Genomic DNA, 25,555 nt, shown 5'->3' on the forward strand with positions numbered 1-25,555 from the left:
AGCCTATGCGTAATTTACTTCTTATACCGGTATGCATATTAGGATATATCTGTAATTTATCCTCGCAACCTCTTGCATTTCCTACTGCTGAAGGCTATGGTAAATACACTTCCGGCGGAAGGGGCGGACGTGTGATTACAGTTACCAACCTGAACGATTCGGGCACGGGAAGTCTGCGGGATGCCATAGAGCAGCAGGGAGCACGAATAATAGTTTTCGCGGTAGACGGGACTATCGACCTGCAATCGAAGCTGATTATTGAAACAGACAACATAACCATTGCCGGGCAAAGTGCACCTGGTGATGGAATCTGTCTCAAAGGTTACCCTCTCTATGTGAGGGCTAATAATGTGATTATCCGTTATATCCGCACCCGTATGGGGGACCTTCACGCGATAGAAGACGATGCGATGGGCGCTATGCGGGTAAAAGATTTGATTATAGACCATTGTTCCGTTTCGTGGTCGGTAGATGAGTGTCTTTCAGTTTACAGATCTGAAAATGTAACTGTACAATGGTGCATGGTTACACATAGTCTGGCTAAATCTGTCCATTCAAAAGGTGCGCATGGTTTCGGCGGAATATGGGGCGGCAGCAAAGCTACTTTCCACCATAACCTGTTGGCTCATCACAGCAGCCGGAATCCCCGTTTTGCGTCGGACGGATATTCTCCCGTAGATTTCCGGAACAATGTAGTTTATAATTGGGGATTTAAATCTGCTTATGGCGGAGGACAACACGGAAAAATAAATTTTGCGGCAAATTATTATAAGCCCGGCCCTGCAACTTCGGACAGCAAGAGGGCATGGTTTCTTGATCCGGCAGAAGATGGGACGGGCTCATATTACATTGCCGGAAATGTAATGGAAGGCAGCGATGAAGTTACTACCGATAACTGGAAAGGAGTGGGTACTGAAAAGAGGATAAAAGCCGGACAGCCGTTTCCTTATGAGCCGATTATGGAAGACATCCCTGAAATAGCTTACGAAAAGGTACTTGCCTACGCGGGTTGCAGCCACCGCAGAGATGAATATGATAAACGGGTGATTGAGGAAGTAAAGACAGGGACGGCCATAGGTGGGGAAACATATGGCGGAGGCAATAAAGGTATCATCGATTCGCAAAATGCAGTCGGTGGATGGCCCGGATTGAAACAAGGAAAATATTCCGCGGACAGTGACGGGGACGGAATACCCGATACATGGGAGACAGCACACGGATTGAACCCGAATGATCCTAAAGATGGAAATCTGTACAATCTCAATGAAGATTATACAAATATTGAAGTGTATCTCAATTCTTTAGTAAATTTAGACAACTATCATTATTCTGTGATAAGGAAAAATACAAATTTGAAAATAACGGGAAAATACCCTCAGGATAAGATTTCTGATTTTAGTAAAAAATTACAGCCGATTGGGCGTATTCTGGAATCGGAAGGATACTATGTATGGTGCTGTGCTCCGGTATTCGATAAAGAAGGAAAAGTCCATGTCTTTTATTCACGCTGGCCTGAAAAATATAAAATGGGAGGATGGATACATAAAAGTGAAATCGCACATGCTGTAGCAGATAAGCCGGAAGGGCCTTATACCTATGTGGAAACTGTATTGGTTCCCCGCCCGGGATATTTTGATGCGACGACCTGCCATAATCCGCATATACAATATGTGGACGGGACCTATTACCTTTTTTATATGGGTAACAGCGATGGAACGGTTTATACCAAACGTATCGGCATGGCAAAATCCGGGTCACTGGACGGGCCTTGGGAAAGATGCGAAAAACCGCTTCTGGAAGCAGGGAAGAGCGGTGAATGGGACGATTGCAATACGACCAATCCCGCATTCGTTTCACATCCCGACGGACAAGCATGGCTTTACTATAAGTCATGGAACAAAGAGGCTTACCAAAATGAAAAAGGAACTATCCGTGCCAACCGGAAATACGGTCTGGCTATAGCTGACAACATAGAAGGAAAATATAAGAGAATAAAGCAAAATCCGGTTGTCGATCTTTCAAAATACGGTGACAATAAACAGGTTGAAGATGCATATGTGTATATAGAGGATGGCAAATTTAAAATGCTGATGCGCGATATGGGATATTTCGATCATGAGGCAGGATTGATTTTCGAATCGGAAGACGGAATAAACTGGTCGGAGCCTCAGATAGCCTGGTTTGGCGCGGATGCCTATTTGCAGGAGCCGCCTGCTCCCAAACACCTCAAAAGATACGGACGGTTTGAGCGTCCGCAGTTATTAATGAAGAACGGAAAACCTGCATACCTTTTCAATGCTATGCAAGGAGGAAAATATGAAACAGCCTCCGGGTTTGTATTTAAAATATTATCTGATAATGAATAATACCTTTATGATGAAAAAATGGGCAGTTCTGCTTTTGACAGGCTTACTGGCTGGCTGCGGGAATAATGCTCCTGAAAAGATAGACCGTTACGCCCTGGTAGAGAGAAATAATCCGAAGGTGACGGAGTTCGAAGAATTATCTTCACTGTCCGTCGGCAACGGTAATTTTGCCTTTACGGCAGATGCTACCGGATTGCAGACATTTCCCGGGTTGTATTCTGCCGGAGTACCTTTGGGCACACAATCCCAGTGGGGGTGGCACAGTTATCCGGATACGGAAAATTTCAAACCCGAAGAGACCCTCAGAAATTACAACTTTAGAGGATGGGACGAGCCTTATGCCGTTCAGTTTAATGAAAAAGGCCGTCAACAGGATGCTGCGAATTATTTCCGTGTCAATCCTCACCGTCTGCATTTAGGTTATGTCGGGTTAGAGGTGACCGATGATAACGGCGAAAAGGTTAAGCCCGAAGAATTTAAGAATATTAACCAGACACTCGATCTGTGGAAAGGAATTATCTCCAGCCGGTACACAGTAAATTCCGATTCGGTATCTGTACAGACGGCAGTCCATCCTGACCGGGACCGTCTAGCTATAAACCTGAATTCACCTTTGATCGGAAAAGGAAAAATGCAAGTGAACTTCCGTTTTCCCTACCCTACCGGCAATCATTCAGACGATGCTACGGATTGGACTGTTCCGCAAAAACATAAAACGGAAATCATTTCCCGGGATGACCATTCTTTCGTCTTGAAAAGGACATTAGATACAACCGTATATTATATTTCGGTAAAATATGAAGGTAAAGCTGCTCTGTCGGAGAAAGAAGCGCATTATTTACTCCTGACACCTGAAAGTGATAAATTCTCATTCGTATGTGAGTTCACAGATAAAGCTCCCGCGAAACTGGATGACAATACAGATGAAACATTCGGGGCTTCATCACGGTATTGGACTGCATTCTGGGAAAAGGGGGGAGCCGTCGATTTTTCGAAATGTACAGACCCCCGGGCGAAGGAACTGGAGCGCAGGGTTATCCTGTCACAATATCTGATGGCAATACAATCTGCAGGAATGTATCCTCCGCAAGAGACAGGTTTGACTTATAACAGCTGGTTTGGAAAATTCCATCTCGAAATGCACTGGTGGCATGCCGTACATTTCGCATTGTGGAACAGAACCGATTTGCTGGAGCGTAGTATGGACTGGTATGCGCAGGTTTATCCCGTTGCTAAGCGGATAGCCGAAAGGCAGGGATTCAAAGGCGCGCGCTGGATGAAGATGACAGACCCTTCAGGTACGGAAGCGCCGTCGAAAGTAGGATCTTTCCTAATTTGGCAACAGCCTCACTTCATCTATATGGCGGAACTTATTTACAGGAATAACCCTTCGGAAGAGGTGGTTAAAAAGTATGGTTTCCTTGTTAATGAAACTGCTGAATTTATGGCGTCATTTGCCACCTACGACGAATTGGAAGGACGTTATATACTGAAAGGAATTATTCCGGCTCAGGAAACGTTGAGAGCTTCGGAAACGATCAATCCGCCTTTCGAACTCGCATATTGGCATTACGCCATGTCTGTGGCGCAACTGTGGAGAGAACGCGCAGGCGAAAAACGTAAACCGCAATGGGACGAACTGATTGATAAGCTTTCACCGTTGACGGCTTCAGATGGTTTATATTTAGCTTCCGAAGACGCTGTGGATACTTACAAAGATATCCGTTTTACGTCCGACCATCCGGCTGTATTGGGTGCATTGGGTATATTGCCTCAATGTAAGCTGGTACGCCCCGATTATATGAAGAACACATTGAACTGGATATGGGACAACTGGAACTGGGGTAAAACATGGGGATGGGATTATCCGATGACTGCCATGAGTGCGGCCCGTCTTGGCGATCCGGAAAAAGCGATTGGCGCCCTTCTGATGGAAAAGCGTACCAATACATATCTTCTTAACGGTCATAATTATCAGGATTCCCGTCTGCGGGTATATCTTCCGGGGAATGGGGGCTTACTTACCGCGGTGGCAATGATGTGCGCAGGCTGGGACGGAAATGGAACTGAAAACCCGGGATTCCCTAAAGATGGTACATGGAATGTCGTCTGGGAAGACCTGAAACCGATGCCTTAAATGAATGAAAAGTGAAAAATGAATAATTAAAAATGCAGGGGCAGAGTTTCTCTCTGCCCGTTTACTTACAACATGAGATATTTTGCGTTGATATACTTTCTGTTTGCAATTTCCTGTTTGCATGTTTCCGCTCAGCCGAAAGGCTATTGGCATGGAAAGGAACGGCAGTTACGCTATATGCCCGAAGACGGGGATTTCGTTATTGTGAATGGAAATAAGAAGTTTAACCGTGCCTTATATGGTACCAATACAGCCTTTCGCTTAGAAACAGGGGACCTGCCCGAATTCGGATTCTTTATGCCGGATATGGGAGGTAATATGCAATTAGGACTTATTAAAAACGGAAAAAGTATCTGGTTGAACGATGCGGAATATATCAAATCTGTTTACAGGGCGGGAAGCCGTATTTATGAAATAAAAGACCCGTTTATAGCTCATGGGGAAATTATTATTACAGCTTTGGCTATGGCCGGAACAGAAGGGATGATCCTGAAATTGGAAACTGTAAATTTACCTGCGGACGTGGAGTTGATATGCATGTATGGCGGGGCAAGCAACAAACGTTTCTCCCGGAACGGGGATTTAGGTGTTGATGATCCGGATGCCTTCGCTCTGAAGCCTGATGCTTGTGAGAATAACCGTTATACGATAAATCAGAATTCTTTTTCATTGGAATACGGACAAGGGACAAAAGGTGGGCCACTTAAAATAAAAGGAGTTTTTCCTGAAAAATCATTACTGAAAGAGGCTTCGCCTTATGCTGTAATGACTCCCCTTGGATTGTGGGATTCTTCTGTGCCCGGCAATAAGCCGGTACTCGTCTCTAAAACTATTTTGGATAAATCGGAAGTATATTACTTTTCTATAAAAAAAGAAGACAATAACAGTTTGAATTATACCCGGCTGAAAAATGAGTTCGATAAGGCTGAAACCAAACGTAAAGAAATAGCGGAAACGGTAAAAATCAATACTCCGGACCCTTATTTCAATACACTGGGAGGCGTATTGAGCATTGCCGCCGATGGTATTTGGGATGATGCCTCCAATACATGGCAACATGGCGCAGTCGGCTGGCGCATGCCGCTGAATGGTTGGCGGGCAGCGTATGCCGGGGATGTCATAGGCTGGCACGAACGTAGCCGTAAGCATTTCGACGGATATGCAAATTCGCAGATTACCAATATCGGGCCGGTTATCCCCCACCCTGCGCAAGACCGGAAATTAAATCTCGCCAGAGCCGAAAAAACATGGGGGACGCAGATGTATAGTAATGGCTATATCTGCCGCAACCCTGATAATACAAGCCAGATGCACCATTATGATATGAATCTGGTGTACATAGACGAACTGCTCTGGCATTTCAACTGGACCGGCGATATGGATTATGTCCGTAAAATGTGGCCTGTATTGAAGCGGCACTTAGCATGGGAAAAACGGAATTTCGATCCTGACGGCGACGGTTTATACGATGCTTATGCGGGAATATGGGCGAGTGATGCGCTACAATACAACAGCGGAGGTGTAACGCATTCTTCCGCATATAATTACCGTGCCAATAAAATGGCTGCCGGAATAGCTGAAAAGCTGGGAGAAAATCCCGAACCTTATAAAACTGAAGCCGGAAGAATACTGAACGCCATCGATAATCAATTATGGCTGCCGGACAAAGGGTGGTGGGCTGAATACAAAGACCTTATGGGCAACCGGATGATACACCCGGATGCAGCTGTATGGACGGTATATCATGCTATCGATTCTGATATTCACACGCCTTTTCAGGCCTATCAGGCAACACGTTATATAGATACGGAAATACCTCATATACCTGTATTGGCAAGCGGTTTAGAGGATGAAGGTTATCAGACGGTTTCTACTACGAATTGGCTTCCTTATTCATGGTCTGTAAATAATGTGGCCTTTGCCGAAGTTGCACATACCAGTCTGGCTTATTGGCAGGCGGGCAGAGCAGACGAAGCATACAAGCTGTTTAAAAGTTCCGTTTTGGATGGAATGTATCTGGGTAGCAGTCCGGGTAATATAGGGCAGGTCAGTTTTTACGACGCTGCGCGGGGAGAATGTTACCGTGATTTCGGCGATCCCATCGGAGTATATTCGAGAGTGCTTATTCAGGGACTTTTCGGGATATTACCCGATGCAATGAATAACCGGTTGGTTATCCGTCCCGGATTTCCCACACGATGGGATTATGCTTCCCTTTCTACTCCGGATGTCGTTTTTGATTATAAACGAAACAAACTGACAGACACCTATCTGATAAAAAACCGGTTTGGTAAGCAATTGCATATTGAACTGTTAATCAGGGCTAACCGGGAAAATATAACATCATTAACCGTAAACGGTAAAAAACAAGAATGGACGTTGGTTGAAAATATCGGCAATCCATTAATAAGAATAGACTGTACGGATGCCGAAGTGTTTGAGGTTGTTATCGAATGGTCGGGTAATACATTGAGTGATGCCGTCAGTCAGTATATGGGAGTAAAGGGTGAAAAATGGAATTTAAATTCTTCACGGGAGATAGTGAAAGTTTATGATCCCCAGCATGTTTTGCTAAATGTCAGGCAGAAAGAGAATAGCCTGTCCGGAATATTGAAAGGAGGAACAGGACACCGGACATTGTTTGTACAGGTAAAACAAGGCCGGATGTTGTGGTGGCAGCCCATCCATATCGAAATGCGAGAGCCGTTTTCCGTAGAATTTGACGCGGAAACGGACAAGTTGCAATTCAGGTTGAAGAACAATCAACAAACCCCGGCCAATATAAAATTATTTGTGAATAAGGATTCTGAAAATTATACCCGGTCTTTAACCTTAGGAAAAGGAGAAATATCGGCACTGATAACTATACCCGATGATAAAGTGAAGACCGGAACAAACTCCTTGCAGATAGAAAAAGAAGGGGAAGTTATTTACGATACGAATCTTATAAACTGGAATATCAGGAACAGCCAGCCTGTATATGAAACCATAGAGATAGATAAATACCTGAATGCTCCGGTTTCGCAGATATTCAGGAATGAATATCTGACACCCCGTTCTCCTTATACAACATTGCAGGTTCCGACGCAGGGTATGGGAGAATGGTGCCATCCTTTACTCACCGCCGCTATTGATGATGCAGGCCTGAGAAAATCCGTTGTAAACAACGAAGTCGCAACGCCTTTTGATATTTCTTTCCGGACAACAGGAGATACAAACGCGAACAATATAGCATTTACAACACTTTGGGATAATTACCCTGCCGAAGTAAGGATACCCCTTTCGGGTAAATCGTCACACGCCTATCTGATGATGGCGGGTAGTACCAATCATATGCAATGTCATGTGGTGAATGGCACGGCAACAGTTAAATATACCGATGGAAGCCAATTTGTTTTGCAGCTTGTTCCGCCTGAAACATGGGCTCCTATTGAGCAGGACTTCTATATGGACGGTCAGGCTTTCGGATCGAAACAACCCCGTCCGTACCGGGTAGCCTTTAAGACGGGTATAATCAGCCGGAATATGGAAAAGGATATGAAAATAGACTCCGGTGAAGTTTACGGAAGAAGTATTGATGGCGGAGCAGGAATAATTCTGGATTTACCGTTGGATAAAAGGAAAGAACTTCAGTCACTCGAACTGAAATGTATAGCCAACGAAGTGATTATAGGTTTGATGGGGATTACCCTTTTACGATAATAAGACAAGTTTATGAGAAAATTGGTATTAATTTTTATTTCGTTGTTTATTTTACAGTTGGCGCAAGCCCAGAAAACAGGAATCCTTTTTGCTGATTCCGAGATGAAGCGTTTTCCGCAGGCATGGCAGTTAGACCATGGGAAAAGATTGTATTTCGGATATTCGCAAGGGGTAGGCTGTACAGCCATGCTGAAAGTGTGGAAAAAGACCAACGATCGCAAATATCTCGATTATGTAGTTAATTGGGTAGATACTGTTATTAATGATAAAGGTGAAATCCATCTCTACAAAGTGGAATCCTATAATATAGACTATATAAATTCCGGTAAGGTTTTATTCGATGTTTACCAGCAAACCGGAGATGAAAAATACAAGCTGGCAATGGACAGGCTGGCTGCCCAGATGAAGATGCATCCACGTACACTGGAAGGCGCTTTCTGGCACAAACTGATTTACCAGCATCAGATATGGCTCGATGGTCTGTATATGGGATCGCCGTTTCTGGCACAATATGCAGTGACTTTCAATCAGCCCGATATAATAGAAGATGTAATCAGCCAGTTTCTTATTTGCGCCCGGCATACCTATGACGTTAAAACAGGCTTGTATTACCATGCCTGGGACGAAAGTAAAAAGCAACGCTGGGCCAATAAAGAAACCGGGCAATCTCCTAATTTCTGGGGGCGTGCTATGGGCTGGTGGTTTATGGCATTGGTCGATGTTTTAGATTTTGTTCCTGCAAATCATCCTCAAAGGGGAGAATTAATTAAAATGATAAACGGTCTGGCAGAAACATTACCCAAATATCAGGACAAGACAGGCCTTTGGTATCAGGTGTTGGATAAAGGGTATAAAAGCGGCAATTATCCTGAGGCATCGGTTTCGTCCATGTTTATGTATTCGTATGCCAAAGCTGTAAATAAAGGATATATCGATGATAAATACAGGGAGATAGCGGAAAAGGCTTATGACGGGCTGATGAATACATTGATAGTGAAGAACGCGGATGGCACATTGACCCTGACCAAATGCTGCGCCGTCTCCGGGTTGGGAGGGAATCCGTACCGTGACGGAAGTTTCGGATATTATGTAAGTGAGCGTATCCGCGATAACGACGCTAAAGCAACAGGTCCGTTTATTATGGGATGTCTTGAATTAGGAAAGTAACTAAATCTTAAAGAACCATGAAATACTATTATTTACCAGCCGTGCTGCTGGCTGTTATAAGTTGGGGTACGTCTTGTACGGATAGCCGGACGGAGAATAAATACGCATATCTCTACAAAGACTTGCCGTTCGAAATGGTCGCATTTTCTCCTCCCGTGTTTCCGGACAATGAAGTATCTATCAGAGATTACGGAGGAATAGGCGATGGTACCGGATTGAATACTGAGGCCTTTAAGAACGCGATTGAGGCACTTTCCCAAAAAGGGGGAGGCCGTCTGATTGTCCCTTCGGGAGTATGGTTTACAGGGCCTATTGTTCTGAAAAGCAATATCAATCTCCATTTGGAAGACCGTGCTATCGTGTTGTTCTCTCCCGACAAGGATTTATATCCGCTTGTAGAAACTTCGTTCGAAGGTTTGGATACCCGCAGATGCCAGTCGCCGGTTTCGGGAAAAGATCTGGAAAATGTAGCAATAACAGGAAGTGGGGCTATCGACGGGAACGGCCATTACTGGCGGCCGTTGAAAAAGCAGAAAGTTCCGGAAAGTCTCTGGAAAAAAGCGACTTCTAATGGCGGCGCATTTAAACGGGACGATTACTGGATGCCTTCGGCACAGTATCTGCACGGGGATACTATCAGCGACATGAATGTTCCCCGCCATTTGAAAACAGAAGAAGAATGGGCTTCGGTAAAGGATTTCCTGCGGCCAGTAATGATAAGTCTGCAAAATTGCAGAAATGTATATCTGCAAGGTATTATCTTCCAGAATTCCCCTGCATGGAATATACATCCGCTGCTGTGCGAAAATATAATTATAGACGGAGTACAGGTGCGCAACCCTTCCTATGCACAGAATGGGGACGGCCTGGATCTGGAATCGTGTAAAAATACCATTATAGTAAACTCCACATTCGATGTGGGAGATGACGGGATCTGCATCAAGTCGGGTAAAGATGAAGATGGACGCAGACGAAACCGTTCTTGCGAAAATGTGATAGTTGACAATTGTACTGTTTTCAAAGGTCACGGTGGATTTGTAGTAGGTAGTGAAATGTCGGGAGGAGTGCGGAATGTATCTGTGTCTAATTGCCAGTTTCTGGGTACAGATGTAGGGCTTCGTTTTAAAAGCAGCAGAGGACGGGGCGGAATTGTGGAGAATATTTATATTTCAAACATCAGCATGTTCGATATTGCGACAGAACCGCTTCTGTTCAATCTTTATTATGGAGGAAAATCTGCCGTAGAAACGCTCGAAGAAGGGATTACCCAGCCCCGGGAGGAAGTTTTCCCTCCTGTGGATGAAACCACGCCTACATTCAGGAATATTTATATAAAAGATGTGATTTGCAGTAAGGCACGCCGGGCTATGTATTTCTACGGATTACCCGAGCATCATATAGAAAATGTCAATATAGAGAATGTGACTGTTCATTCGCAGGTAGGCGCGGAGTTGATGGAGTCCGAGAATATCAGGTTGAAGAACGTAAATATTTATTCGGAGCAAGCACCTGCATTGTTACTTAGAAATGTGAAGAATGTGAGTGTGGAAGGCTTTAATACAGATGAGAGCTTAGAGACAATTTTTGAAATCACGGGAAGCAGGTCGCAAAATATAAACATCTCATCATCTTATGGAGCAGATAAATTAAAAACCGGAAAAGATACTCAACCGGATATTGTAAAACTGAATAAGCCGGATTAAGTTGCAGGTTCTTTGATTGCTTTGAAAAGCATAAAAAATAAATTAGTTGCGATAAAAAACGTATTATAGTATGAGAAAGATAATCTTAGCCTTATTCTTTTGTGCAGTTGTGAATTTGCAGTTTTCAGCAAAAGATGTATTTCCTGACGGGTCACCTGTTCCTGAATGGTTCAGACAGAATGAAGTTGCAGACATCAAAACATTAGGTATGACTTACCGGATTACAGATTATGGAGTAGTAAATGACAGTACCATAATACAGACAGGGGAAATTCAGTCTGTTATAGATAAAGCTTTTCAGGCAGGTGGCGGGGTAATCCTTATCCCGAAAGGAATATTCCTGAGCGGTTCCCTTTTCTTCAAACCCGGGACACATCTGTATTTAGAAGAAGATGCAGTATTGAAGGGAAGCGACGACATCAGCAATTTTCCTGTCCTGCTGACCAGAATAGAAGGGCAAAGCATAAAATATTTCGCGGCACTGGTCAATGCCGATCATGTGGATGGATTTACTATCACGGGAAAGGGAACTATCGATGGTAACGGATTGCGATATTGGAAGTCTTTCTGGCTGCGCAGGGAGGTCAATCCCAAATGTACAAATACAGAAGAGCTGCGTCCACGCCTTGTTTATATTTCGAACAGTAAAAACGTGCAGTTATCGGATGTCAGGCTGGTTAATTCTCCGTTCTGGACTACACACCTTTATAAATGCGAGAATGTCAAGTTGCTGAACCTGTATATTTATTCGCCGAAGGAGCCTGTAAAAGCGCCAAGTACGGATGGCGTAGATATAGATGTATGCACCAATGTGCATATCAAGAATTGTTATCTGTCGGTGAATGACGATGCGGTTGCCCTGAAAGGTGGAAAAGGGCCCAAAGCAGACAAAGACCCGGATAACGGGGCAAATCGTAATATAATAATAGAAGATTGTACTTACGGATTTTGCCATGCCGTTTTAACACTCGGCAGCGAGTCCATTCACAATCGCAATATCGTTCTACGCCGCTGTAATATAAATAGCGCCAAACGCCTTCTGTGGTTGAAGATGCGTCCCGATACTCCTCAGAAATATGAATACGTTTCAGTTGAAGATATCACGGGTAACGCGGATAGCTTCTTATACATAAGGCCCTGGATACAGTTTTTTGACCTGAAGGGAGAAAAAGAAATTCCCTTTTCATATTCGTATCATGTAACCATGCGTAATATTACTCTGGAGTGCGCCTCGTTCTTCGATGTACAGAAATCGGACCGCTACGGTTTGTCGGACTTTACTTTTGAAAATCTGGATATCCGGGCTGAAAAAGCGCTTGACATTCATACTGATTTTATAACCGGTCTCACTTTGAAAAATGTAAAAGTGAATGGTAAAGAGCAATGAGATAAACATGGAAGAGTATCAAAAGATCGTAATGTGAATGAAGAATAGAAAACTTTATCTATGTTATTAGCCGATAGCTCTTTGAAAGGATGAACGAGCGCCCAAGGGGGACTTACAGAGAGGAAAAAAGAACAGATAAAAAATAGTGGAAAAAGTGTAACTTTTGTAACTTTTTTGATATAGTTACGAGTTACTTCGCCCTTCGGGCAGTTACGGGTTACGAGTAGACAAGATACGAGTTGTTAACTGATATATCTGTTACTTTTGTTACTTTTTAACCATATACTGTTAATATATGTAAAAAACCTGCCGGTCATAAGGATAGGTTACAATACGAGAAAATTTAAAATATCAACTGATAAACAATAAAATTAATATAAGATGAATGTAAAAAGAATATTGTGCTTTATATTGGGAGTATTTTGCCTGGTTCCTGCTTTTTCACAAGCTACCCTCCCACCCGGGGAGTTAGCAGCAGTTATTGCGGAACGTATTATCTCGGAAACACCTTATACTTTTGTAAATACCAGAACCCGGCAAACTTATGCCAGCCTTAAAAATATTCCTGTGACACAGGATATTCGGGTTACCAGTGAATACAACGAATGGCATTATACCAATGGTGTTTTGAATATGGCTCTTTTAGAACTCGCAGATAAGACGGGTGATAAGAAGTTTCAGGATTATGCCTTCAAAAATATGGACTTTGTTTTCGATAAAGATAATCTGGGTTTCTTCGAAAAACAATATAATGAAGCATTCGAAAACGGAGGATGGCGTGCCATCCGTAATTTGAGCTGGCATATGATATTCCGTAATAAACGTTTGGATGATAACGGGCCTATGGGCGCAAGCCTTATCGAATTGGTGATGAGAAGGCCTAGCCCGGCATTTATGAATTATGTGAATACTACAGCCGAACATCTGCTGTATGCAGAACCTCGTCTGGAAGACGGAACAATAGCGCGTATATGGCCCCATGAAAACACGATCTGGGCAGACGACCTGTTTATGGGAATATCGTTCCTGTGCCGTATGGGTAAGATAACAGGCGATGTCAGGTATTTCGATGATGCGGCCAATCAGGTCTTGAATTACCACAAATATCTTTGGGATGACAGAAGAAAAATATATTACCATTGTTATCATACAGATGTAAAAGAGCATGGAGTCGCGCATTGGTCGAGGGCAAACGGATGGATGTTGATGGCCCAGGCGGATCTGTTAACTATGATGCCTGAGAGCCATCCTAAGCGTAGTGCCGTTATTGAGAACTTCAACCGTCAGGTGAAAGGTGTCCTGCAATATCAGGGTAAAAATGGATTGTGGCATCAGGTATTGGACAGAACAGATTCGTATGAGGAGATAACCGGAACAGCTATGTTTGTTTTCGGTATTGCCAGAGGTGTACGCGAAGGCTGGATCAATAAGGATTATATCTACGCCGCGGAACTGGGGTTGAAAGGGATGATGACTAAGATGACGGATAAGGGCGATGTAACAGCCATATGTGTAGGGACAGGGATTATGCCGTCCTTAACGTTCTATTACAATCGTAAAACGCAGGAAAATGCCCCGATGGGTGAAGGTCCTGTGCTGAGGGCACTGACAGAGATGTCGTATGCCAAGAAATATTCTGAAATATCTGCGGATGCCCAATATGATAAAATACAGATAAAAAAATAAGTCAAAGAAACAATTGTTTTTTACAGGCATTCATTGTCAGGACATACACAGGAAACGGACAAGATATATCGAATAGAAAATTTAAGGAATACGGTCTTATAATTTACGGCGTTAGTCATGGCTAAATATAACAATTATCAAAAAAAATAAAAGTATGACCCGTACTGATAAACGTATGTTTAGTGGAGCAGCCGATCGTTTGGATGCAGAAAAGATGATGCTGAGCGGTGTCTCTGATATTAGCCGCTCGCTGGAAGGACGCTCGGCGGGCGTTTCAGTACAAAATGTCTCGGGGACTTTCGGCACAGCTCCGAAAATCCGTATACGCGGGGCTACTTCCATCTATGGTAATTCCAAGCCTCTCTGGGTGGTCGACGGCGTGATTATTGAAGATGTAACAGACATTTCTGCCGATCAACTTTCATCCGGCGATGCCGTAACATTATTGGGCAATGCTATTGCCGGACTGAATGCGGATGATATTGAATCTTTCGACATATTAAAAGACGGTTCGGCAACTTCTATATATGGAGCACGGGCCATGTCGGGCGTTATTGTTATTACCACCAAACGGGGAAGGGCAGGAACATCCAGTATCAACTATACTGCGGAACTGACTTCCAGAATGAAACCCAGCTACCGCAATTTCAACATCATGAATTCGCAGGACCAGATGGGTATTTACAAAGAATTGGAAGCTAAAGGATGGCTTAATTTTTCTGATGTATTGCGCAGGTCAAAGAGCGGTGTTTATGGCCAGATGTACAGGCTGATCGACAGCTATGACAGAACAAGTGGTGTTTTTGGATTGGAAAACACACCGGAAGCGCGAAACAGATTCCTCACAGATGCTGAGATGCGTAATACAGACTGGTTTGATGAATTATTTTCCAACAACATAATGATGAATCATTCATTGAGCATTTCATCGGGTACGGAAAGATCCTCTTCATATGTTTCCATGAGTTTCATGGAAGACCCGGGATGGCATAAGCAAAGCAGTGTAAACCGTTACACACTGAATGCCAATTCTCAGTATAATATCCTTAACAATAAATGCTGCTTTTTTCGGCTATTTGAACTATGCATAACGGTATGACTCTTTAGACTTTGACGGGTACGACATTTTTTGCATTCGTAACATTCTTTGCCTTTCTTCCAATAATGTTCCTTGCTCCCACATCTGGGACACACAACTCCTTGTTTATCTCTGTATCAGGAGATATTTCCGTATTGAAAAGTAGCCCGGTATTTGTACCGGGCTGAAATAATTATATAACCATTTAATTGAAATCATCTACGGTTTCTTGTAAGGGAGGGGTACATTTAATGCGGGCTGGTGGGTAAGCAAATATAAAAGCATCATGTCCTAACGCTATATTATGTAATAACCAATAATTAAGTGTATAATAGATATCTCCGTTCATATTTATGAATAAATCAGTATTATATCCTCTTTGTCGAGCAAAAGATAGCATGTTATCAAAGTTTTCATCAAATCCGAATCTACTATTATTACCATCAATGATAACCTCTGTTGTACTTCTGTTATGAGTTTCGTCAAAGCTCTTTCGTACCATTATTCCCCTTTTTTCATAAGGACTATATTCGACACCCTCATCTAATAGAATAACAGCACCTATTTCTCCATAAGCTTCTATTATTTCAAATACAACGGGGAATCGTTGTTTTAAAACATTTCTAAATTCAATAATACTTGCACGATCGCAATAATTTACCGTTCTTAATTTAGATAAAACCTCTTTTCCAAGCCAAAAATGGTCATTAAGATTTGTCTTATTATACATTGGATTAGCATAAGAAAGAGGTGGTGGTATGGTAACTGCGTCTGGGTTAAGGTCAGGACGAGGTTGACCAGAGGGACCACCAGCCATCTCTCCTAAACATTCCTTTAATTTTTGCATGTCTTTATCTTTATAGAATTGTTCCCAACAACGTGCATACGTTGCAGATTGACTCTCATCTGAGTTGACGATAGTGCTTTGTTCAGACTTTTTAATTGGTATACCACCGTTGTCTAAATTGTTTTCATAGACTTCATCGTGTCGTGTACAGTTCATAATGGTTAGTGATAAAAAGGCAATCACTAAAATAGAAGTAATGATAATTCTTTTCATGATTTTTTTTTTAAGTTAACGATTTTCAAATTTACTTAAGGGGACTTCTAAAAAACACTTTATTTTCATTTTGATTTACGAAAGATTATAAGCACTACTTTAAGAAACTCCCTTGTATATGGATATGGGGGAGTTTCTTGTGTATCTCTTATAAGTTGCATCATATATGTAGATTGCAGAAAGGGTAGAAAATAGGTTTGTCAGCCATTCGCTATTCTTCATTATTTTCTTATCAACATAAGGATCAATCGATTACATTTTTTTCAAAATAAAAGTAGCCGTTTTTCCATCATTATGATGCTCTCTCAAAATTCGTCCGCCTTTATCAGCCTTCACTGTTTCAGCCCTACCATTTATTAACAATTTATACACCGCCTCCGGAATAAGTCCCGTCAAACTAAACCCATAATCATCTTTTGAGTTTATTTTCCATGAATATGTTCCTGTTTTCCAACTAATAACATCAATATAGATAGGGTGTTCGGACTTTGAATCTATAGCTAAAGTCATCTCTTCTTTATTATCCGGGTAATAAGTCAATATAGTTCCGGACTTATTTACTCCTAGTTTACTTTTGCTTCTAAGTGTAAATTCGCTTGTACTAATAGTATAATCATCGACACTAAGAGCGAGATGATAATCTGTACCACGGAGCTTGTAGGAAAACTCTGTTCCATTAAGGGTTTTAAGCATATTCGGCTCCACTCCCATCCTGTTCCATTTTGGACGAATGCCGTATATGTCCCTATATAGCGCAGTAATACTAGTACAAATACCGGCCAATATATCAGAGCCTTGCCCCAATTGTGTATCCCTGCTATAACGCTGAGATGAAAGTCCATCCTTATTGTATTGTTCAAGGATATTCCGTATATATTTCAATGCTGTTTCTTTATTGTAACCAACATATGCCCTGATCCCCAGATATCCCCAGGTAGGGAAAATATCTCCATTTTCATATTTAGGGAATGGCCAATTATTCAGATGTACTTCTTCCCTTTTATAAGAATCGAAGCACAAAGGCCAGTGAAAAAGTTTCTCGGCCACAGTTCGTTTTTCTATTTCATTGAGGATAACAGCTATGCGTTCTTTATCGTCACAAAGGCCAAATGCAATGACAGCAAAATTAACAGGGGTTACTAAATTGTCTCCATGCACTGTTCCGTCTTTGTCTCGCCAATAAACATATTGTTTCTTTTGAGGCGACCAGAATCCACCATTGTCTACAGGCTTATTGAAGTTCTCTTTTAGTCGTGATGCTACGGAAAAATAATAATCTGATTTTTCTTTATCACCCAAAATCAATTCACAATTGGCCCACAATCGGAGTGCTTCATACATTTGGGCATTTACAAATCCATTTTCGAAACTGGCCCAAACTATATCGAGCCAATCGCTTGCCTTTTGCTCCGCAATGGAACTGTTTACCATTTCAAAGATGCCGTTATTGTTCGAATCTCGCTTTATTAACCAACCTAACGCCTTTTCACAACTTTCTTTATGCGAACGTAACCAATCTATATCACCACACAAATCAAACTGTTCGGCTGTATTGATAATATAACCTGTTTGAGAATCAACAGTATATCCCCATCTGGCTTCATAATAGCCTGTCTTATAATTAAATGTCCCCGGCATCTGGTCATCATCCGCATTGTGCCAACGAGACAATACGCGGCCATCGGCTGTTATTGCATAATTTCTTTCCTGATCAAGGGTTGATGACAAATTGCGTGTATAATTCTCATCATTCAGAGCCATACCAATTTGAGCGAAGAACGGTTCATGTAAACATTTCCAATTGGTGGTCCAACCGTTGGCTCCGACAATATTATTATCCACTACTCCATATCTGCCTGTTGTATTCAATAACTCACGCACTGCTTCGGCATCAATCGCAGGCAGCTTGCCTCTCGAATATTCCTTTTCGTAATCTATATATTGTATTTCGAGGTTGATCGAAGTATTACCTTTTTGTACATCGAAAGCAGAAAACACATCTGCCTTCTTTTCTACAAACCGGTTTAGATTGTAACGAGGTTCAAGTTCCACATCTGTTACAGACTGAGTAAATGTAAATTCGTTCTTTTCACTTTGAGAATATTTTGCTGCTATATACTTCTTTTCATCCGATTTTGCTGCTATGCGCAAAGCATCACCGGAATCGGGATTCCAAAATGTCACACCTCCTGTATGTACGCCATAAGTATCATTCACAGTAGCCAGATACTTACACCAAACCATACCGCCATTGTCCAATATACCACCTTTCCATACCGAAAGACTGGCAAAACTCCATTGTGGAAAAGCAGTTTCTTCCAATTTTGCAAGATTGCTGTATCGACGATCTATTTTCCAGAATATCTTATCATCAACAAGTTTAAAATCCCATGACTCGTTTACATTGATAGAGTTATCCCCATAAACTATATTACTCATGGTTATCCCTCCGTCCGTTTTTTTTACTTCTATGCCGGATGTACTGTTACATGAGGAAAATTTACCTCCTCGTGTACTGAAACAGGTATAGACACCTGATGATGATAACGTATTTTTCCCTTTGACATTCAATCCGGTAATCTTACACCCTTTCGAGTAATCTATCAAAATACCAAGATTATCAGCCGAATCTGTGATTCTAACTGTTTTGGAGGCTGCATTATGATATATATGTTTTTTTATCTCAGCATCAGCATGGCGCGTCCCACCTTTCAGACTGTCATTGTAAGCATTTAAAATTGAGGGATATATAAAAATCAATAATAACATTAATAGATAATATCCATTTGGATTTATCTTATTCCGGATTGAATATTCTCTTTTCATACCTATACAAATGTTTTTAATAAACGAGCTCTTAAAGTTTTATTCATAAGACTATGAAACTATTTACAATAAGTCCTTTTTACCATCAAATAATTCAGGGTAATGCTTTCTTATCAGATCCTGATCTTTCTTGTCCAGCTCTTCTAAAAGCCTTGGTTCGTCTTGTGGCCGTAATCCTTTTTGATTCATCACATTTATTAAACTCCAGTCTTTGACAGGTTTTTGAGGTGTAGGGTCGGATGGTTCTTTTGCCTCGATATCGTAGCGGGTAAAATCGATAACACGGAAGGGTGTCTTTCTATGCCAATCGCGCAATAAAGCCAACCGGAATTCTTTATTCATAAACCACTTTATCTCCAGATTATTATATGAATCGCCAAGTCCCGATCCTCTTTCCTCAAATCTGTAGTTCCAGTCGTCATTCGTCTTATTATGTTCACGCCAGATGTTTCCAAACTCCCCAAAACTTATAAAATGAGTATCGGGCCAGCGTTCTTTTGTCCCGCTCACCCACATTTCCATAGCTTTGCATATAAACTCCTTTCCAAATTCATGTACCATTTGTGCTTCCCAAATATTGGTTACCCAGCCAAATCCGTTTAGTTCCACACCTTTATCGAAATGAATGGATTGTGTATGCATAACTTCCAGATGTCCCAAGTCGAGTCCCCAACCTTTATATGTCTCTATCGGGCCTACCCCGCGCCGGCTGTTATATCCTTCAATACCATGTCCGTTTTGCCCACTACGACGTGCACATAGGAAATCCATTGTCCAGCCATCGAGATTCACGCAGTCTATAAAATCTTTTTTGCCTTGCGCCGGCTTGCAAAAATGTTCTGTTGACGGATAGAATGGGTATGACGGGGAGCCGTCAGCCCCTCCTCCGTCTATATTGTGCTGACTCCAGATGACAGCATGTGCTGTATGTATCTTTTCTTTTTCTGCAAGGTATTTTAAGTTGTCGGCTGATAAAAATCCGCCGATAACTGACTGGGGACGATATCCATTCCCAACCATATCGGATATGAGTTGAATTGCTTCAGACATTTCACGGTTTACCCGCTCACGGGGCAGATACATCGCCGGAAAATAACCCGGAAAGTAAGATACCTCGTCACCATATTTTTTCTGACATTCTACAATATACTGACGGATCTGCTTGTAATTTTCACGCTGGTCTTCCAATGCATTCATCGTAAAACCCCAGGTCAATCGTCCATCCGGATTGTTCTTGGCAAAGGCCTCTCTCAATGAACGAACCCCATCCAGAGTATGCCAGTCTCCCTCGTCACGTGGATGAAGTTTAACATCGCGCGATACTTCCCAAGGGGTAGTACGTATCATTATACAAAGGGTTACAAATCTATTCCCCTTGAGCGGGATAGTTTCATTATTGGAGCCAAAGAAAGGTTCTGAGGCTTTTAGTAAGTTGGTAAAAGCAAAGATTACAAAGAGGATTATAGTCTTTGGCAAAAGAATATTTTTGTTCATATTTATTTGTTTTTTACAACATCTTTCGAAAGAAATTAAGAACGCAGTGCATTCTAAAAAAACGAATGCACTGTATGGTATTCATTTTATCGTTTATTTGTACAATCAACAACTAGTTTATTATTTACAGGTATCAAACGAAAGATATAGTTGGCAGTAATTCCCTTGTCTATTATCCCTTCTTTGCATGTAATACTGTATTTGTAGTTCATAAATTCAGCATCGATACGATTGTTGTCTATGGAGCGGAATGGTAATTCTTTTCCTTCGACAGTTTTAAGCTCAAGAAACCAATTCAGTCCATTGCTCGAAGGTTGGCTAGATACTTCGAATCTATCCTCATAGAATATGATTTTGAAGATATTATTATTTTGATCTTTACATTCCACTTGCAGCACATCTTTAGCTATTTCTGTTACTACAGGTTCGTTCAACAGTACCTCTGTCTTGTTTCCTTCCTTATCTATACAATTAATACGCAGGCCTGCACGGTCATCAGCTGTACTCCACATAAATCCGTCGACAACAGGAAGCGTAAAATATAAAAACTGATTCCCTTCTCCGGGTTTATTCAGATATGCCGATTCCATTTTTTCATCGAAAAGATGAATATCTCTAAAGCGGAACGATTTCCCTTCCCATAGCAGGTTGGTACGATAATAGCGGCTATTGAACCAGACTGTTTTTCTCCCTTCATTACGAATATCTGTAAGTACAGTTACTGCCGTCGGCGGTGTAAGTGAATATTTTTCTTTAAACCATTTGCCCGATTCGCCCAATGTCTGTATCTTGATTTTATCTAATTTCTTTAGCGAATCGAATATAGGGAATTGCATTTCCAATCCTTTCTGCATGCCGTTCCATGTAAAGGAATTCTCCTGCCCGGCCTGTGCATAATTAAAAGCGAGGCATGGCTGATTTACGATCGACTCCAAAAGGTATTCAACCCATTTCTTGTCCATCCCCGAATCCCTGTACACCGGCTCCAGTGATATAACCCCCTGCCTGTCACGTCCCAGTCCGGTATCATATTGATAAATAGGGTCGCTTCCCAACATGCGGAAGATTGGCACGGGTATTTGCCCTTCGATAGTCTGGGCAGGCATGTAGGCATTCAGCTTGCTAGGGTAATAGGCCTGATTCCAGTATCCACCCCAAAGCGTATATCCATCTGTTCCGACCTGATCTTTACAGTTACAGGATGCTATTATCTTGTATTTTTCGTACATATATGCGAGTGTATGCGAATCGATATACCATGAACCTACCGATTGCGGATATTTTCCGAATATTTCCCTGAATTTCTCCATATACACATCTACCAGCTTTTCCCTCTCCTGTGGTGTATATCCTGTAGTGAAGGCAATATTTGCATGAGAAACCCATGAATGTTCTCCACGCCACTTTATACCTGCCGCCTCTACATGGGGCTGGGTAATCTCCCACCACGCACCGATTTCAGAATCCGGTTTCAGTCCTTTCTTGAGTAATTCCTGATATTTTGGATTTATCAGGGCATCGTATTGAAGTAAAAAAGTAGCTGCAAAAGAATATCTATTCAGTAAGTTTATTTGTTCACGAACTGTTTCAAATAATAAACTATCTGCATTTTGTACCCGATAATCAGTCTGGCGGATAAAGTTTACAATATTAATTATCCTGGGAGACCCCGGTTCTTTACTTTGCTCCTTCTTACCTGTATCAGTATTACATCCCAGGCATATTACAGTTAGGAGTAATAGTATAAATCTTGTTTTCATAAAACTCATAATAAATGAAATATATCTTTTAGTGATAGTTTATAGTTTATATCTTAATCACCGGCGACCCGTTTTTCCTGAAGCGAATAGCCGGTGATATTATTCTATGTTTCAGGTATTACTATTTGTCAGTCAACAAATATGGGTAATATTTCTTAATTAACGCAAGTCCATCCGGAGATATTTTATTAATTACCTTCGGTTTATCTTGCGAACGGCTCTGTTTTTGATTGATTTCTCCCATCAGGCTCCATTTTCTGGTCATATCCTTAGGTTCTTCTGCCTTGAGGTTATAGTTGGTAAAATCAATTACATTTTCCCGTCTGTTCTTCTGCCAATCTTTAATCAGTGCCAGACGGAAATCCTTGTTCATAAACCATCTGATTTTCAGATTAGAATCAGAGCCTCCGATACCTGAGCCTTTCAGCTCGAAACGGTAATTGAAAGAATTATCTTTGTAATGATCTCTCCATAATAAGCCGAATTCGCCCTGAGTGATGAACTTAACATCTGGCCAGTTTCGTTTTATCTCATTCAACCAGTCTTTCAGTCCTGAAATATCTATTGGAAGGGACAACTCCCAGCAATTAGTTACCCATGCAAAGCCGTTGAGCTCAAAACCCCTGTCATAGTGCATAGCGGTAGTATATAGCATCTGTGTCAGTCCTGTCAATTTCCCATAAGCCATTAAGGTTTCGATAGGGCCTACACCCATACGGCTGTTGAAACCATCGGCAAAACCATCTCTACGAGCCGAGAGGAAGTCCATTGTCCATCCGTCCAGATTCACACAGTCAATAAAGTCATCTTTGCCTTGAGCGGGCTTACAAAAATGTTCCTTCGATGGATAGAAAGGATAAGAAACTGCCCCGTCGCCATCCTGATTATCGATAGAGAATTGGCTCCATATATTGCCCTGGCATACATGGATTCCCTCTTTTTCAGCTAAATATTGCTGATTTTCGGCAGCCAGAAAGCCGGCAACAACACTCTTGGGGCGGAATCCGTTCCCGACTATTTCGCTCACCTTAGCCAGTCCATCGTGCAAATCTTTATTTACCTGTTCGCGTGTGTTATAAGCATTGGCAAAGTATGCACCCGGTATGAATGTAATATCGTCACCATACTTATGGTGATACCCGACTACCAGTTCACGAATCTTCTTATAATTTTCGGTTTGGTCATGTAATGCCAGCCAACTGAATGCCCATGTTATTCTTGCACCCGGAAACTCTGATGATACAGCTTCCCTAAATGCAATTACGCGTTCGGGAGTATGCTCCGAACGTTCGTCCATACCTTCGTTTCTGTCCCTGCTTACCTCAATCTGATTTACACGGATTATAGTATTCAGGGTGAGAAACCGGTTTCCCATCAGCCCTGCCGGTGCAGGCTCCCCCCTACCCTGTCCTTTCAGGGAAGATAGAGAGCCACACCAAACAAAAGTGAAGGTTAATAGAATTAATAAGTTTTTCTTTATCATCTTATAACCGTTAATATATTTTACCAGCCTGGATTATTGGGCAATAAATTCGGATTGAGCTTTGTTTCATCCAAAGGTAGAGAATAATAATAATTTTTAGGTGCCACAAACTTACGGTTTGTCTCAGGCTCTACAATATAGAAACCATTCTCATCCAGTTTTTTTGCACTTTCATCATCCAGCACTTTCAATTCTGCATACTCACTATCTTTATACCTGAAGCCTTTCAAAGCTCCGACCAATTCAGCTTCTGCAGTTTTCCAACGTCTGAGGTCATCACGTCTGAACCCTTCGAATGCAAGTTCTATAGTACGTTCCCTCCGTATCTCGGTCTGCATGTTCAGCCCGTTTGCCTGTACAAATTCGTTTGTAAGGGCAGGCATCTCTACTCCCTTTCGCGAGCGGACTACATTAATTGTATTATTCAGGACTTCATTGCTGATTTTATCATCTTTTTCGAATGTGGCTTCTGCCAGGATAAGTAATACTTCCGCGTAACGGATGATATGATAATCATAGTATGAATCGTTTACCCCGGTTCTTTCTTCTCCCATAAACTTCCAAAGCTTATATCCTGTCTTGGTATTAGGACGGGTCTCAAAACCCGGAGCACTGACCAACTGGCCATCCTGCGGGCTCAGGAATGTTGTCCCAGGTGTCAGGAATGTCTGAGTCATACGCGGGTCGCGATTCTTAAATTCATCTGCCATTCTGCTATATCCTTCGAATCCGGAATTTGGATCATCTATAGGCAAGCCCGTACTTTTGCACAGATACATCTCAGCCAGCTTTTTTGTCGGAGTACCTCTCTGTCCCCAATATACTCCGTGCGCCTGCGAATGCATACGTATATCCTTAAAGTAACGGTTGGAAAGAATCGCTTCGGGGGCATCGTCCCCTTCTTCGATAAACAGGTAACGGTAGCTTTCGGCTCCTGAGCCTTCGTACAGGGAATATTCACCACTTGTCCTTACCTTTTCGGCAGCAACGATAGCCTGTTCCAGTACATCCTTATAGTCGGTCCGGTGATTATGGTATTTAGCCCAAGTGCCGGCAAACAATGCCACTCTTGCTTTCAGTGCTAATACCGCACCCTGAGTGATACGGCCCCTATCATCGGCTGCCAGCTCACTCTGTTTTGGCAATTTTGTATAGATTGCTTCCAGTTCCGAAAGTATAAAATCTTCTACTTTGGCCTGAGAATCCCTATGAGCAAATAATTCAGGGGAATCCACATTTAATGTTTTAGTAATGACAGGCACGTCAGCGAATCTCTTCATCAAACGCCAGTAGGTATAAGCCCTGAAGAAACGGGCTTCGGCGACATAGCGTTCTATTTCGGAAGGATCGCCTTCGTAGACTTCACTTTTCTCTATAATTTTATTACAATTACGGACATCAGTAAACCGGTCATTCCAATTCCCATCCGAAGGATTTGCTATATATGTCCCATTACTTACACTATTTGCTCCTTCGCCGTAAGCAATATCACTTTCACTATCGCTTGTATTAAAACTTTCCATCCTGTCATACAAGAGATTTGCCGCTTTCTTATAATCGGCCGGGGTTTTCCAAAACTGAGGATCGCTTAGGTTTTCTTTCGGAAGCAAATCCATATCCTGGCAACCTGACATTACCATTAAAATAGCAATGAGCGCAGAAATTATTGATATATATTTTTTCATGATTATTTACTTTAGCGAAAT

12 protein-coding genes and 3 pseudogenes are annotated in these 25,555 nt (G+C 42.0%); 8 read left to right on the forward strand and 7 right to left on the reverse strand.

Going from position 1 to position 25,555, the window contains the following annotated elements; genetic code table 11:
* The first annotated feature begins 5 nt into the window (after positions 1-5).
* The 8 genes and pseudogenes from ACYQ3L_RS16330 to ACYQ3L_RS16365 all read left to right on the forward strand — a co-directional run.
* Positions 6-2,366: a family 43 glycosylhydrolase gene (locus tag ACYQ3L_RS16330; RefSeq protein WP_379995239.1), complete on the forward strand. Its 2,361-nt coding sequence runs from the start codon at positions 6-8 to the stop codon at positions 2,364-2,366.
* Between the two features lie 10 nt (positions 2,367-2,376).
* A complete protein-coding gene (locus ACYQ3L_RS16335) occupies positions 2,377-4,503 on the forward strand; it encodes a hypothetical protein (RefSeq protein ID WP_379995306.1) in 2,127 nt (708 codons plus the stop codon).
* A 72-nt stretch (positions 4,504-4,575) separates the two neighbouring features.
* Positions 4,576-8,205 carry a DUF4450 domain-containing protein gene (locus ACYQ3L_RS16340; RefSeq protein WP_379995241.1) on the forward strand — a complete coding sequence of 1,210 codons (3,630 nt, stop codon included), beginning with the start codon at positions 4,576-4,578 and terminating at the stop codon, positions 8,203-8,205.
* Between the two features lie 87 nt (positions 8,206-8,292).
* Positions 8,293-9,372, forward strand: a pseudogene (locus tag ACYQ3L_RS16345) (glycoside hydrolase family 88/105 protein); the annotation flags it as partial.
* Between the two features lie 17 nt (positions 9,373-9,389).
* Positions 9,390-11,075 (forward strand): glycoside hydrolase family 28 protein, encoded by a 1,686-nt coding sequence (locus ACYQ3L_RS16350; protein ID WP_379995242.1) that lies wholly within the window; start codon positions 9,390-9,392, stop codon positions 11,073-11,075.
* 70 nt (positions 11,076-11,145) lie between these two features.
* Positions 11,146-12,462, forward strand: a complete 1,317-nt coding sequence (locus ACYQ3L_RS16355; protein WP_379995244.1) for a rhamnogalacturonidase — start codon at positions 11,146-11,148, stop codon at positions 12,460-12,462.
* A 381-nt stretch (positions 12,463-12,843) separates the two neighbouring features.
* Complete coding sequence (locus ACYQ3L_RS16360; RefSeq protein ID WP_379995246.1) at positions 12,844-14,148, forward strand: glycoside hydrolase family 88/105 protein; 1,305 nt, start codon at positions 12,844-12,846, stop codon at positions 14,146-14,148.
* Between the two features lie 154 nt (positions 14,149-14,302).
* Positions 14,303-15,202: pseudogene (locus ACYQ3L_RS16365) on the forward strand (TonB-dependent receptor plug domain-containing protein); the annotation flags it as partial.
* 23 nt (positions 15,203-15,225) lie between these two features.
* Here ACYQ3L_RS16365 and ACYQ3L_RS16370 read toward each other — a convergent pair.
* The 7 genes and pseudogenes from ACYQ3L_RS16370 to ACYQ3L_RS16400 form a co-directional block, all read right to left on the reverse strand.
* Positions 15,226-15,363: pseudogene (locus ACYQ3L_RS16370) on the reverse strand (transposase); the annotation flags it as partial.
* A 68-nt stretch (positions 15,364-15,431) separates the two neighbouring features.
* Complete coding sequence (locus tag ACYQ3L_RS16375) at positions 15,432-16,286, reverse strand: hypothetical protein (protein ID WP_379995248.1); 855 nt, start codon at positions 16,284-16,286, stop codon at positions 15,432-15,434.
* A gap of 252 nt (positions 16,287-16,538) precedes the next feature.
* Positions 16,539-19,112: a glucosidase family protein gene (locus tag ACYQ3L_RS16380; RefSeq protein ID WP_379995250.1), complete on the reverse strand. Its 2,574-nt coding sequence runs from the start codon at positions 19,110-19,112 to the stop codon at positions 16,539-16,541.
* Between the two features lie 63 nt (positions 19,113-19,175).
* Complete coding sequence (locus tag ACYQ3L_RS16385) at positions 19,176-20,606, reverse strand: DUF3863 domain-containing protein (RefSeq protein WP_379995252.1); 1,431 nt, start codon at positions 20,604-20,606, stop codon at positions 19,176-19,178.
* 86 nt (positions 20,607-20,692) lie between these two features.
* Positions 20,693-22,375 carry a hypothetical protein gene (locus ACYQ3L_RS16390; RefSeq protein WP_379995254.1) on the reverse strand — a complete coding sequence of 561 codons (1,683 nt, stop codon included), beginning with the start codon at positions 22,373-22,375 and terminating at the stop codon, positions 20,693-20,695.
* 112 nt (positions 22,376-22,487) lie between these two features.
* Positions 22,488-23,849: a DUF3863 domain-containing protein gene (locus tag ACYQ3L_RS16395; RefSeq protein WP_379995256.1), complete on the reverse strand. Its 1,362-nt coding sequence runs from the start codon at positions 23,847-23,849 to the stop codon at positions 22,488-22,490.
* Positions 23,850-23,869: 20 nt separating this feature from the next.
* Positions 23,870-25,534 (reverse strand): RagB/SusD family nutrient uptake outer membrane protein, encoded by a 1,665-nt coding sequence (locus ACYQ3L_RS16400; protein WP_379995258.1) that lies wholly within the window; start codon positions 25,532-25,534, stop codon positions 23,870-23,872.
* Positions 25,535-25,555: the final 21 nt, after the last annotated feature.

It is taken from the genome of Dysgonomonas termitidis, from assembly GCF_054657735.1.